Genomic DNA, 11,875 nt, shown 5'->3' with positions numbered 1-11,875 from the left:
GCGTGCTTGAGAGCGAATCTGGCGGACGAATTGAAAGGGCAAAAAAAACGCGGCCGAAGCCGCGTTAAAGATTTGGAGACATCCCTCGATGAAGGAGTCACTTCTCGCAGTCGGAAGCATAACCGGGACTGCGTAGAAGATTCATTACGAATTCCGCAATTAACTGTTTGTAAATATCGATGAAGGCGTCGACGCGTATTTGTTTCGAAAATAGTCGACGGTGAATTCGACGAACGAGCGCGTTTTGGCGGACACATGGCGGCGCCCGGGGTACACCAGCGAGACCTCCTTGTCCGCACCTTTGATTTGGTAGTCCGGCAGCACCTGCACGAGCGCACCGTTCGTCAGATCCGCGGAAACATGATTCTCCGGCAGGATGGTAATGCCCATGTCGGCGAGCGCCGCCTGGCGCAACATCACCGCGTTGTTGACGACGTAGGCGGCCTCCATATTGACGGCTTCCTCTATTCCGTTCGCATCGACGAAGCACCACTCCGCGCTGTGAACATTGGCTGATGGCGCCAGAAACGGGTGCGTGGCAAATTGAGCGGGGGTGGCCGGCGTCCCATGCACGGCGAGGTAGGTCGGCGAGGCAACTGCGACCGAGTGGACCTTGAACAATGCTCGCTTGATCAACGTGCCGCCGCTGACCTGCCCCGGCACCACGATACCGACGTCGAACCCCTCTTCAATCAGATCCACCGGCCGATGCAGCAGCGTCACCGACAGTTTGACTCGCGGACACTGCAAGCGATAGCGCTCAAGAAGCGGGGTCAACGCAAACAGCGAGAACGACGCCACGGCCACGAGTTTTAGCGTGCCGGACGGATCGTTTGCACTTTGGGAGACGCTCGACTCTATCGCTTCCAGTCGTTCGAGAAGTTGCCGGCAGCCCTCGGCATAGGCGAGGCCGGCTTCGGTCAGCGACAGGCTGCGTGTGGTTCGATTGACAAGTCGCGTATCGAGGTGCGTTTCGAGCAGCGCGACGTAGCGTGTCACCACCGCATTGGAGAGATCCAGACTCGCCGCTGCGCGGCCGAAAGAACCGATTTCGGCGACTTTCAGAAAGACGCGCATGGCCTGCAGCTGATTCATCGTAAAAGTTGGCTTGAACGGGAAGCGCCTGGGTGGGTGGAAATGCCCGTGTTCGGTGGGACGCGTGGCGACCCGCTGATGGCGGCAGTTGCCCAGTGCGAGGAAGTGGCGCACGCATGAGGGGAGTATGGTAATTGCCACAAGGAATGGCCGGCACAAGAACTGGCCGAATGGGAGTTAAGAGAATTCAGAATGCATGATGTGGTGAGGTCGCAACGCTTTATTTAGATAAGTATCACTAAATATAAAACGAGATAAATGTGCCGCCTTGCGGCTCAAGGATCGCCGAGATCGCCACGCCGAGTTTTTGAATAATTCAAAAAATCTTTTGTGTGAATGCTCGTAGTGTCCGTGAAAGCTGGACACCTAAACTCCGGTCGGCAGATCAAGCGGGGTGAGGTGAACGCTACTGGATGGAGTCCGTCCCCAGCCTGCAATCGTGCTGTGCATATAAATCGAGTCGAAGACTCAATAACCACACGTCATTTGGAACAATATGAAAAAGATCCTGATTTTCGCGGCGGTTTCCGCGACGTTCGCTAGCGCGGCCAATGCACAGAGCAGCGTGACGCTCTACGGCATCGTCGACGCCGGCTTCACCTATGTCAACAACGAAGTCTCGGCTAGCGATGCGTCGAAGCACGGCGCGTCGTATGGCCTGACGAGCGGCAATCTGTCGGGTAGCCGTTGGGGCCTGCGCGGTCGTGAAGATCTCGGCGGCGGTTACGCGGCAGTCTTCACGTTGGAAAACGGCTTTAGCGTGGCCAACGGCACGACCGCGCAAGGCGGCCGCAGCTTCGGCCGTCAGGCGTTCGCGGGTATCTCGAGCGACTACGGCACGCTGACGCTGGGCCGTCAGTACGACTCGGTGGTCGACTATCTCGGTCCGCTGACGGCGACCGGCAGCTGGGGCGGCACGTACTTCGCCCATCGCGGCGATAACGACAACGCCAATGCGTCCATGCGCATCAACAACTCGGTGAAGTACCAAAGCGTGAACTACGGCGGCTTCTCGTTCAGCGGCCTGTATGGATTCTCGAACCAGGCAGGCGCCTTCGCAAACGATCGCGCCTACAGCGCAGGCATGGGCTACTCGAACGGTGGCCTGAAACTGGCGGCCGGCTACTTGCAGGCTCAGGGTATGGGCGGCAATGCCAACGGTGCGATCCAGGACGGTGCACCGAACATCGGCGTGGCGGGTGAACGTCAGCGGCAGCGCACGTGGGGCGCGGGCGGCAGCTATGCATTCGGCCCGGCAACGGTCGGCCTCGTCTACACGCAAAGCCGCTTCGACTTCGCGTACAACGACGCTTCGGTACGGTTCAACAACTACGAAGTCAACGCGCGCTACAACGTGACGCCGGCGCTGGCGTTCGGCGCGGCTTACACGTACACGCAAGCGTTGCAGCACACGCCTGGCACGACCAACGGGTCGAGCCACTGGAACCAGTTCGGTTTGCAGGCTGACTACGCGCTGTCCCGGCGTACCGACCTGTACGCAGAAGGCGTCGCCCATATCGGTGCCGACGGCAACACGGTCGGCGCGCAAGTGTTCGGCACCGACGCACCGTCGTCGAGCAAGAATCAGGTGGTCGTGACGACGGGTATCCGTCACCGCTTCTAAAGCGTTGCTGTGGGAAGAGGAAAGCACCGTTCGCGGTGCTTTTTTCTTGGGCGCGTGCGAACGGCCAAGGCGGCCGCGTCATGTGACTGCTGGCGCCAACAGGTTCGACGGATTTGCACTAGTATGTGGTGCTCCGCGCGCGGTCGAAATCTCGGTGCGGCGGTGCAACAAAGTCCGGAGAAGACCATGATTGCGCTTCGAAAAATGAATCTTGCCGTGGTGATGTGGGCGTTGGCGTCGGGCGTCGCCTTCGCGGATACGGTGGCGTTGAAGGCCGATCTCGAGCCGTCGAGCGAAGTGCCGCCGCGAGTGAGCCACGGGCACGGTATGTTGAACGCCACGTTCGATACGTCGACCAAATCCCTTCAATGGACGATCACCTATGAAGGGCTGAGCGGCCCGGCAACCGCCGCGCATTTCCACGGTCCCGCACCAGTCGGGCAGAACGCCAAGGTCCAGGTGCCCATCGAGAAAGGCGAGCTTGCGAGCCCGATCAAAGGATCTGCCGCGCTCACCGAACAGCAGGTGACGGATCTGATGGCGGGGCAGTGGTACTTCAACGTCCATACTGCACAGAATCCGATGGGCGAGATTCGCGGGCAGGTTTTGCCGGCTAACTAGGCTCAAGGAAAGCCTTGCCGGTGGAGAGGGCGCTTTTCAGGATTAGAAGCCGTGGTCCACCGGCGCAGCGGCGAACGCACGTACCATGGGGACACTATCGAAGGAGCGTGTCCCAATGAGCTGGCAAAGTGCACTCGCGTGCTGGTATCTGCGTAGACAGTTTCGACCGGAAACACTCGTCCCACGCATCAATGTCGAGAAAGCACGCGCGCTCACGGCCAAGCGCGCTTGGTCGCCGCGCGTGCCTGGCGGCTGGCGTCTGCGCGAATTGTACGGGCCGCATGATCGGCCGCTGCAGGGCGAGTGGGTCGAGCGCACCGACAGCGCTTCAACTTCCCGGAATGGCCCGACCGTACTGTATTGCCACGGCGGCGGTTATTACTTCTGTTCGCCGCGCACGCATCGCTCGATCGTCTACGGCCTGGCGACTCGCGCCAATGCGCCGGTCTTTTCGCTCGACTACCGCCTCGCGCCCGAGCATCGCTTTCCCGCCGCGCTCGACGATGCGACCGCGGCTTACCGCCGGTTGGTCGCCGACGGCACGCCGCCCGAGTCGATCGTAATTTCGGGCGATTCAGCGGGCGGCGGCCTTGCGCTGGCCGCGCTGGTTGCTTTGCGCGATGCCGGCGATCCCTTGCCGGCGGGCTGCCTGCTGTTCTCTCCATGGACCGATCTTGCCGCTGCCGGCGCGACCCTCCGCACCAACGACGGCCGCGATCCCATGTTCAGCGGTCCCGCCATTGCACTTGCAGCGAAGATCTACCTCGGCGACACGCCCGCCACGCATCCCTACGCTTCACCGGTTTATGCCGACCTGCACGGCTTGCCGCCGCTCTTCATCATGGCGGGCAGCACCGAGGTCTTGCTGGACGACTCACAACGTGTCGCCGACAAGGCGCGCGCGGCGGGCGTCGACTGCGAATTCGAAGTGTGGAAGAAGATGCCGCACGTCTGGCCGATTTTCTCGCCGTTCATTCCCGAAGCGAACCGCGCGCTCGACCGGGCAGCGGCTTTTGTGCGGCGTGTGACGAGCGGTGCAACGAAGGCCGCTCAACCAGCCAGCGTGACATCAATCGCCTGATAGGCGGCTTCGACCGTCTCCTGGCTGTATTGCCGCTCCAGCCGACGCACGGTGAAGTGGCCGTGCGCGACCTGCTGGAAGTGGTCGATGAACACCGTATTGACCATCGCGCCGAGCACCGCGCCGATCGCTGGAATCGATTTGGCGGCGATCTGTTCGCTCACCTGCACCGAAAAGCGCGCGGCGATCGTGTTGAGCAGGCGCAGCAAGGCCGCTGAGCCATGCGCGGTGACGCCCTTCGTCGCGATTTCGGATGAGGCCTTCGACACCGCCTGCGCCAGCGCGCCGCGCATGATGAAGTAGCCGAAGTCGGCGTCGTCGTCGGCTTTCGAGGCGCCGCCCATGCCGAGCACCGTCAGGCATTGCAACTGCGTGTCGATCGACGTCAGATCCTCGCCCTCGCTGCGCGCGATGTCGCAGATCGAGCGAAACATCAGCGTGGTCGTGACCGGCAACTCGACGGGCAGCGCGAACAGTCCGAATGCGCCGCCGGCCGCGCCGGTGGTCGCCACGGCGAACTTGTGCAGCAGGTTGCTCGGCTTGTCGGGCACGATCAAAGGCGAGGCGCCGGCCTGCCGCCCAAGCGTGCGCAACGCAATCGACAGGCACTTGCGTAACGCCAGCTCCGTCGCATCCGTGACCTTTTCGTTGGCGAAAGCCGGCATGCGCGAGAGCAGCTTCTCGAGTGGCGAACCGACGATGCTGGCTAGCTTCATCGCCAGCGCGGGGCTCTCCAGTTCGTGTTTCGCGCGTCGCAGCGCGCTCAGGTCTTCGTCCGATAACGAGTGTGTTGCGAGCGAACTCGGCTCCATGTGCCTCCCGGGCGTCACGTGTTGTCCATTCTTCAGTCGATTGCCGGCGCTCTGAACCACGCCGGCGGGTTCCAGCTTAGAGCATTGCTCTCGTGGTATGATTCCCGATTATTTGACGAGTCAACTGTTGCTCTATCAAAAATGGCTGTCCATACCGCGGCCCACCATTCGAGTGGGCAAGTTTTGCCTTTCCGTGAATCGCTTTTGGCGATGCTCGGCATTTCCTTCGTCACCATGCTGGTTGCCCTCGACCAGACGGTGGTCGGCACCGCGTTGCCCACTATCGTCTCGGAACTGAAGGGTTTCGAGCTTTACGCGTGGGTCGCCACGTCGTATTTGCTGACCTCGGTGATTACCGTGCCGATTTTCGGCCGACTCGGCGATTACTACGGGCGCAAGCCCTTCGTGATCGCATCGATCGTCGTGTTCACGGGGGCTTCCGTACTGTGCGGCGCCGCTAACAACATGCTGTTCCTCGTGCTCGCGCGTGGCTTGCAGGGCATCGGCGGCGGCATGCTGGTCGGCACGGCATTCGCGTGCATTCCTGATCTTTTCCCCGACTCGGTCGTGCGGCTGCGCTGGCAGGTGCTGATGAGTTCGGCGTTCGGTATTGCGAATGCGGTCGGGCCGTCACTGGGTGGTTTTCTCACGCAGTATTACGGCTGGCGCTCGGTGTTCTATGTGAATCTGCCGGTCGGCTTGCTGTCGCTGTTTTTCGTGTGGCGTTTCCTGCCGCATTTGCGGCACATCGAGCACGAGGGCAAGATGCGGCTCGATTGGCCCGGCGCGCTGCTGATCGCCGTGGCGCTCGGCTCGCTGCAGTTGTTCGTCGAGCTGTTGCCGAAGCACGGCGTGACCTTGAGCGTCTTTGCGCTGCTCGTGCTGAGCGCCGCCTCGGCATACGGGTTATGGCAGTGGGAAAAACGCTGCCCGACGGCGATCCTGCCGGTCGACATGTTCCGCAACCGCAGTCTTGCCGCGCTCTTCACGCTCGCCGTGCTGGGCGGCTTCACGATGTTCTCGCTGCTGTTTTACGCGCCGTTGCTGTTTCAGGGCGGCTTCGGGATGTCGCCGAAAGAAGCGGGGCTCGTCATTACGCCGCTCGTCGTGTTCATCACGATCGGCAGTATCACCAATGGCCGCATCGTCTCGCGCGTGCGGAATCCGAATCTGATGCTGTACATCGGTTTCGCACTGGTAGCGCTGGCATGCCTCGGCGTGGTGGTCGCGACGCGTTCCATGCCGCAATGGCTGTTGATGTCGTTCATGGTGATCGGCGGTCTCGGTCTCGGCTTCGTGATGCCGAACCTGACAATCTTCGCGCAGCAGACGGCGGGCCGTGAACACCTCGGGATTGCGACTGCGCTGCTGCAGTCGCTGCGGATGATCGGCGGCATGATCGGTACGGCGCTGACCGGCGCGCTGATCAGCCATATGTACGCGAGCGGCGTACGCAGCGCGTTGCAAAACGATCATGCGTTGCAATGGTTCTCCGATCTAGGCGACCCGCAAATCCTGATCAATCGCGATGCGCAAACCACCTTGCTCAATCAGTTGACGCATGCGGGCCACAACGGCGCGGTGCTGCTCGAAAGCGCGCGCGAGGCGCTCGTTGCAGCGATTCACCTGGGCCTCGCACTGGCAGCGATCATCGCTGTGGTGTCGGTGTGGCAAAGCCGCCGTGTGCCGCCGATCAAGCTCCTGCGCAAGCTCGAGCCGGTGATTCACGCGGACTGATTTTTTTTAGACTTACCGTTTTACTGACAGATCATGGAAAAACAGGACCGCGTCGCCGTCATGCAACAATTCGGCCGCACTTATCGGGCATTCATGTCGGCGTTCGAGGCACAGGTTGGGCATCCTCTGCCGCGCTGGCGCATTCTGCTCGCGCTGCACGAGCAGGCCGGCGAGTCGTCGCAGAAGCGGTTGGTGGAGCGCTTGCGCGTCGATCCGGGCGCGCTCACGCGGCAGTTGAAAGCGCTTGAGGGACTGGGCTGGATTGCTCGCAGCATGGATACGCGCGATAACCGCGTGACCAACGTGCGCTTGACCGAAGCGGGGCAGTCGGCGACCGAAGCGAGCTTGCCGCGCCGCAACGCATTTCTGCACGACACAATGGCCGCGTTGCCGGACGACGCGCTGGGCGCGCTGTCCGGGGCCTTGAAGATACTGGAAGTGCGGATCGGCGAAGTGGCGGCGACGGCCGCAGCCGCGGACACGGTTGCGTCGCAAGCGCCTCGCGCGGCGGACATTGAACCGGCATCGCATCAGGCTTAACGAACGATCAAGCAGCCGATTCAGCAACAAGGCGGCCACGCGCGGCGCGCCACGTTGCCGTGACGCGCGCCGTACGCGGGCCCAGTTGTCAGCTCAGAAGAACGTTTCGATCACCTCAGTGACGCGATACGACGGATCGACCACCAGCACCTGACGCCACTTGTCGAACGTCAGGCATGGATGCGAGATGTCGAACGCGATCATGTCGCCCACCTTCAGATCGGCACCCGCGGGAATCCGCAGATACGCGTGCTGGTCCATCAAGCCGAAAATCTCCCAACCCTCGCTCGCCGCGATATCGCGCGGTGCTTCAGTGCCCGGACGATAGTGGCGTGCCGGTTCCGGCATCCCTGCATCGAAAGCGGAATCGCGTTTGCCGAGACCGATGATCGCGCGATCCGGTTCGGGAATCGATTGCACATACGCCCACAGTTGCAGCGCGGGCAGCAAGCCTTCGCCCATTTTCTTCGCGACCGGATTGCGCGCGAAGATGTCCGTCTGCGCTTTGCGGTAGATGCCGACGTCGTGCGTCAGGTAGCAGCCAGGGCGCAGCACGACTTCGACCTTGCCGGTCTCCGATGCCTTGACGAATTCTTCCGCGACCACGTCATACCAGGCCGAACCCGCGCCCGACAGCACGGCCGGCATGCGGGCAAAACGCCCCTGCTCGACGAGTTCGCGCGTCACCGCGACGGCGCTTTGCAGGAACTCGCGTACTTCGTGCTCTTCTTTCAGCACGCCTTCATACAGTTCGACGCCCGCCAGCTTCAACACATCCGGATAGCGCGCAATCGCCTCGAGCACCGCGTTGCGCTGCGCTTCGTCGCGCACGCCGGTGCGGCCGCCCGGCACGCCGAGCTCGAGCAATACTTGCAGCGTCTTGCGTACCGACGTGAAAAACTCGCCCAACTGCTCCACGCCTTCAACCGAATCCACGAGGCAGAAAAATTCGAAATCAGGGTCGCTCAGCAACTCGGCGACCATCATCATGTTGCGGCGGCCGACCAGCTGATTGGCCATCAGAATCCGCGAGACGCCGCCGTGATACGCCGCGCGCACCTGATGCGCGGTGGCGAGCGTGATGCCCCATGCGCCGGTTTCAAGCTGGCGGCGAAATAGCTGCGGCGCCATGGTGGTCTTGCCGTGCGGCGCGAGCTTGACGCCGTATTCCGCGACGAACGCCTGCATCCACTTCAAGTTGTGTTCCACACGATCCGCGTACAGCACGGCAGCGGGCAGGCTCACGTCTTCATTCAACAGGTTCCACTCGAGGCGCGTGGCATCCATGAGTTGAATGCTGGTGCCCGGAACCATGCCCAAGCCCTTGCTATAAGGATCAATCGTTGCGCCCTGATAGTTTGTAACTTTCATGTCTCCCTGCTCCATCGTCCAGTTAAATTGAATCAAAGTTGACTTTACTATGTTACCGAAAGTACGATGGTTGAAAAAATGTTATTTAGTACCAAAGTTTGCATGGCCCCGCCCACGAGGGGCTGCGCTGCGTCCCCATAATTCAGATGAACTCCACTGCCGAACCGCTGGCTTTCGACATCGTCGCGCGTATTGCCGAGTGCGCGCCGGAACTGCGCTCGGCTGAGCGCAAGGTCGCGGCACTGATTCTCGACGATCTGACCGGTGCGTCGCGCGCCAGCATCGGCGCGCTCGCGCAGCAGGCGGCGGTGAGCGTCGCGACTGTGACGCGCTTTGCCAAGGCGGTGGGTTGCCGCGACGTGCGGGAGTTGAAGCTGCGGCTCGCGCAGGCGGCCGCTGTCGGCCAGCGCTTCCTGCAAGCGGGCGGACCCACCGACGCGCCCGAGCCCATCGCCACTCGCGTGTTCGACGAACTCCAGACCGCGCTTGCCCATAACCACCAACTGCTGCGCCAGGCGCCTTTAGACGACGCTGCGGCCGCGTTGCGCGCAGCGCGGATGATCTATGTGTTCGGCATGGGCGGCGGCTCGACCGCGCTCGCGGACGAGATGCGCTTCAGGCTCGTGCGCCTCGGCCGGCCTGTCGCGACCTATCAGGACGGCTTGTTGCAGCGCATGGTGGCAAGCACCGTGTCGCGCGAGTGTGTGGTGATCGCGCTGTCCACCACCGGGCGTGTGCCCGAGATGGTCGAGAACTGCAAGATCGCGCGCAGCTACGGCGCGACCGTGATCGCGCTGACCGCGCCCGCCTCGCCGCTTGCCAAGCTGGCCGACTGGGTGATCCCGATCGTCGCGTTTGAGACCGATTTCATTTACAAGCCGTCGTCGTCGCGCTACGCGATGATGATGGCGCTCGATGTGCTCGTCACCGAACTTGCCGTCAGTCAGGGTGACGAGAGCCGGGAATTGCTGCGCCGCATGAAGCACGCGCTCGACGCGCACCGTGGCGGCGGCGATCGACAACCGTTAGGAGACTGATCCATGCATTCGCATCCCGAAGCCGCCGATACGCTGATCGTCGGCGCACAACTGTACGACGGCACGGGCGCGCCGCCGGTCGAACGCGACGTCGCGGTCCGCGACGGCCGCATCGTCGCGATCGGCAATCTGTCGAACTGGCTCGCCGAAGAGGTGATCGAGGCCGAGGGCCGCGCGCTGGCGCCGGGCTTCATCGACGTTCACACGCATGACGACACGCACGTGATCCTTTCGCCGCAGATGCTGCCGAAGGTCACCCAGGGCGTGACGACGGTGATCGTCGGCAACTGCGGAATTAGCGCGTCGCCGGTTTCGCTGAAGGGCGATCCGCCCGATCCGATGAACCTGCTCGGCGAGCGCGACGCGTTCAGGTATCCGACTTTCGCGGCATACGTCGAAGCGGTGAACGCCGCGCGCCCGGCGGTGAATGTCGGCGCGCTGATCGGACATACGGCGTTGCGCAGCAACCAGATGGACCGGCTCGATCGCGCGGCGACGGCGGATGAAATCGACCGGATGCGCGCGCAACTCGAAGAGGCGTTGTCGAACGGCGCGCTGGGTCTGAGCTCGGGACTCGCGTACGGATCCGCCTTCTCCGCGCCGACCGAAGAAGTGATGGCACTGGCCGAGCCGCTCGCCGCCGCTGGCGCCCTCTACACGACGCACATGCGCACCGAGTTCGACGCGATTCTCGACGCGATGGACGAAGCGTACCGGGTGGGCCGTCACGCGCATGTGCCGGTGGTGATTTCGCATCTGAAGTGTGCGGGGCCGTCGAACTGGGGGCGCAGCGAAGAGGTGCTGAAGTCGCTGGAAGGTGCGCGCCGTTTGCAGCCGCTCGGTTGCGATTGCTATCCGTACAACCGCAGTTCGTCCACCCTCGACGTGAACCAGGTGACGGGCGACATCGACATCACGATCACGTGGTCCGAGCCGCATCCGGAGATGGCAGGCAAACTGATCAAGGAAATTGCCGCCGAGTGGGGCGTCACGCAGCAGGAGGCCGGTAAGCGCTTGCAGCCGGCGGGCGCGGTGTATCACAACATGTCCGAGGACGACGTGCGGCGGATCCTGTCGCATCCCGCGACGATGGTGGGCTCAGATGGTTTGCCGAACGATCCGCTGCCGCATCCGCGCTTATGGGGCGCGTTTCCGCGCGTGCTTGGTCACTACGTGCGCGATGCGAAGTTGTTGCCGCTTGAAGAGGCGGTGCGCAAGATGACCAGCTTGTCCGCGCGCCGGTTTGGTTTGGCGCAGCGGGGCGAGGTGCATATCGGTTATCACGCGGACCTGGTTTTGTTCGACCCGGCCAAGGTGCGCGATGCGGCGACCTTTGAGAAGCCGCAACAGGCGGCGGACGGCATTGATGCGGTGTGGGTGAATGGCGTGCTGTCCTACCGAGATGGAGCCGTGACGGGCGAGCGGGCAGGGCATTTTGTGGCGCGCGGCGCGGCGTCGAAAGGTGATGCGCACGGCGCGTTTTGATTTTTTTTCTGATTGATGTGGCAGGCGGTGTGGCGTTGCTTGCGCCGCGTGCCGGACTTTTTAAGGAGTTGGATGATGAAGCGATATGGCGTTGAAGGCGGCAAGGGTACCGGTGGTCAACATATGCCCTTTGCACGGGCTGTCGAAGCGGATGGCTGGCTGTTCGTTTCGGGGCAGACGCCGATGGAAAACGGTGAGGTGATCAACGGTGGCATCGTTGAGCAATCGCACAAGGCGATTCAGAATGTGTTCGCGATTCTGAAGGAAGCCGGCTATGGGGCGGAGCATGTTGTCCGCTGCGGCGTGTGGCTCGATGATCCGCGTGACTTCGCGTCTTTCAACAAAGTGTTTCGCGAGTATTTTGGCGACAATCCGCCGGCGCGCGCTTGTGTGGTTTCTTCGATGGTGATTGATTGCAGGGTTGAGGTTGACTGCGTCGCTTATAAGAAGCCTTCGGCGTAAAGGTTGTTGA

Annotated in this window: 11 protein-coding genes; 8 read left to right on the top strand and 3 right to left on the bottom strand. The window is 62.3% G+C overall.

Translation table 11 applies throughout. The annotated features are described in order from the left end of the window. Positions 1-159: 159 nt before the first annotated feature. Positions 160-1,095 (bottom strand): LysR family transcriptional regulator, encoded by a 936-nt coding sequence (locus tag ACAX43_RS12150; protein WP_370708644.1) that lies wholly within the window; start codon positions 1,093-1,095, stop codon positions 160-162. 496 nt (positions 1,096-1,591) lie between these two features. Between ACAX43_RS12150 and ACAX43_RS12145 the strand changes: the two genes are divergently transcribed. The 3 genes from ACAX43_RS12145 (at position 1,592) to ACAX43_RS12135 (ending at position 4,421) form a co-directional block, all read left to right on the top strand. After that, complete coding sequence (locus ACAX43_RS12145; protein WP_370708643.1) at positions 1,592-2,719, top strand: porin; 1,128 nt, start codon at positions 1,592-1,594, stop codon at positions 2,717-2,719. A gap of 186 nt (positions 2,720-2,905) precedes the next feature. Beyond that, a complete protein-coding gene (locus tag ACAX43_RS12140; protein WP_370708642.1) occupies positions 2,906-3,340 on the top strand; it encodes a CHRD domain-containing protein in 435 nt (144 codons plus the stop codon). A gap of 115 nt (positions 3,341-3,455) precedes the next feature. Beyond that, positions 3,456-4,421, top strand: a complete 966-nt coding sequence (locus tag ACAX43_RS12135) for an alpha/beta hydrolase (protein WP_370708641.1) — start codon at positions 3,456-3,458, stop codon at positions 4,419-4,421. On the opposite strand, the gene ACAX43_RS12130 is transcribed toward ACAX43_RS12135, so the two are convergent. Further along, entirely contained in the window at positions 4,391-5,233 is an 843-nt protein-coding gene (locus ACAX43_RS12130; RefSeq protein WP_370708640.1) for an EcsC family protein, read from the bottom strand. The genes ACAX43_RS12135 and ACAX43_RS12130 overlap by 31 nt on opposite strands. A gap of 141 nt (positions 5,234-5,374) precedes the next feature. Between ACAX43_RS12130 and ACAX43_RS12125 the strand changes: the two genes are divergently transcribed. Continuing rightward, positions 5,375-6,970 carry an MDR family MFS transporter gene (locus ACAX43_RS12125; protein WP_370708639.1) on the top strand — a complete coding sequence of 532 codons (1,596 nt, stop codon included), beginning with the start codon at positions 5,375-5,377 and terminating at the stop codon, positions 6,968-6,970. 33 nt (positions 6,971-7,003) lie between these two features. After that, the gene (locus tag ACAX43_RS12120) at positions 7,004-7,510 is read left to right on the top strand and encodes a MarR family winged helix-turn-helix transcriptional regulator (protein ID WP_370708638.1); all 507 of its coding nucleotides are present in this window, start codon (positions 7,004-7,006) and stop codon (positions 7,508-7,510) included. Positions 7,511-7,603: 93 nt separating this feature from the next. Here the strand turns inward: ACAX43_RS12120 and ACAX43_RS12115 are convergent, their stop codons facing one another. Beyond that, positions 7,604-8,881 (bottom strand): amino acid deaminase, encoded by a 1,278-nt coding sequence (locus tag ACAX43_RS12115; RefSeq protein WP_370708637.1) that lies wholly within the window; start codon positions 8,879-8,881, stop codon positions 7,604-7,606. Positions 8,882-9,027: 146 nt separating this feature from the next. On the opposite strand from ACAX43_RS12115, the gene ACAX43_RS12110 reads away from it, so the two are divergent. The 3 genes from ACAX43_RS12110 (at position 9,028) to ACAX43_RS12100 (ending at position 11,865) form a co-directional block, all read left to right on the top strand. Next, positions 9,028-9,918, top strand: a complete 891-nt coding sequence (locus tag ACAX43_RS12110; RefSeq protein ID WP_370708636.1) for a MurR/RpiR family transcriptional regulator — start codon at positions 9,028-9,030, stop codon at positions 9,916-9,918. 3 nt (positions 9,919-9,921) lie between these two features. Continuing rightward, on the top strand, positions 9,922-11,403 hold the full coding sequence (locus ACAX43_RS12105; RefSeq protein WP_370708635.1) for an amidohydrolase family protein: 1,482 nt from the start codon (positions 9,922-9,924) through the stop codon (positions 11,401-11,403). Positions 11,404-11,478: 75 nt separating this feature from the next. Then, the gene (locus ACAX43_RS12100) at positions 11,479-11,865 is read left to right on the top strand and encodes a RidA family protein (RefSeq protein ID WP_370708851.1); all 387 of its coding nucleotides are present in this window, start codon (positions 11,479-11,481) and stop codon (positions 11,863-11,865) included. The last annotated feature ends 10 nt before the right edge of the window (positions 11,866-11,875 follow it).

The sequence above is a fragment of the Paraburkholderia sp. IW21 genome (assembly GCF_041321145.1).
In the GTDB taxonomy this organism is placed as follows: domain Bacteria; phylum Pseudomonadota; class Gammaproteobacteria; order Burkholderiales; family Burkholderiaceae; genus Paraburkholderia.
Note: the sequence above shows the minus strand (reverse complement) of the source record. Positions and strands in the feature narration are given on the sequence as shown.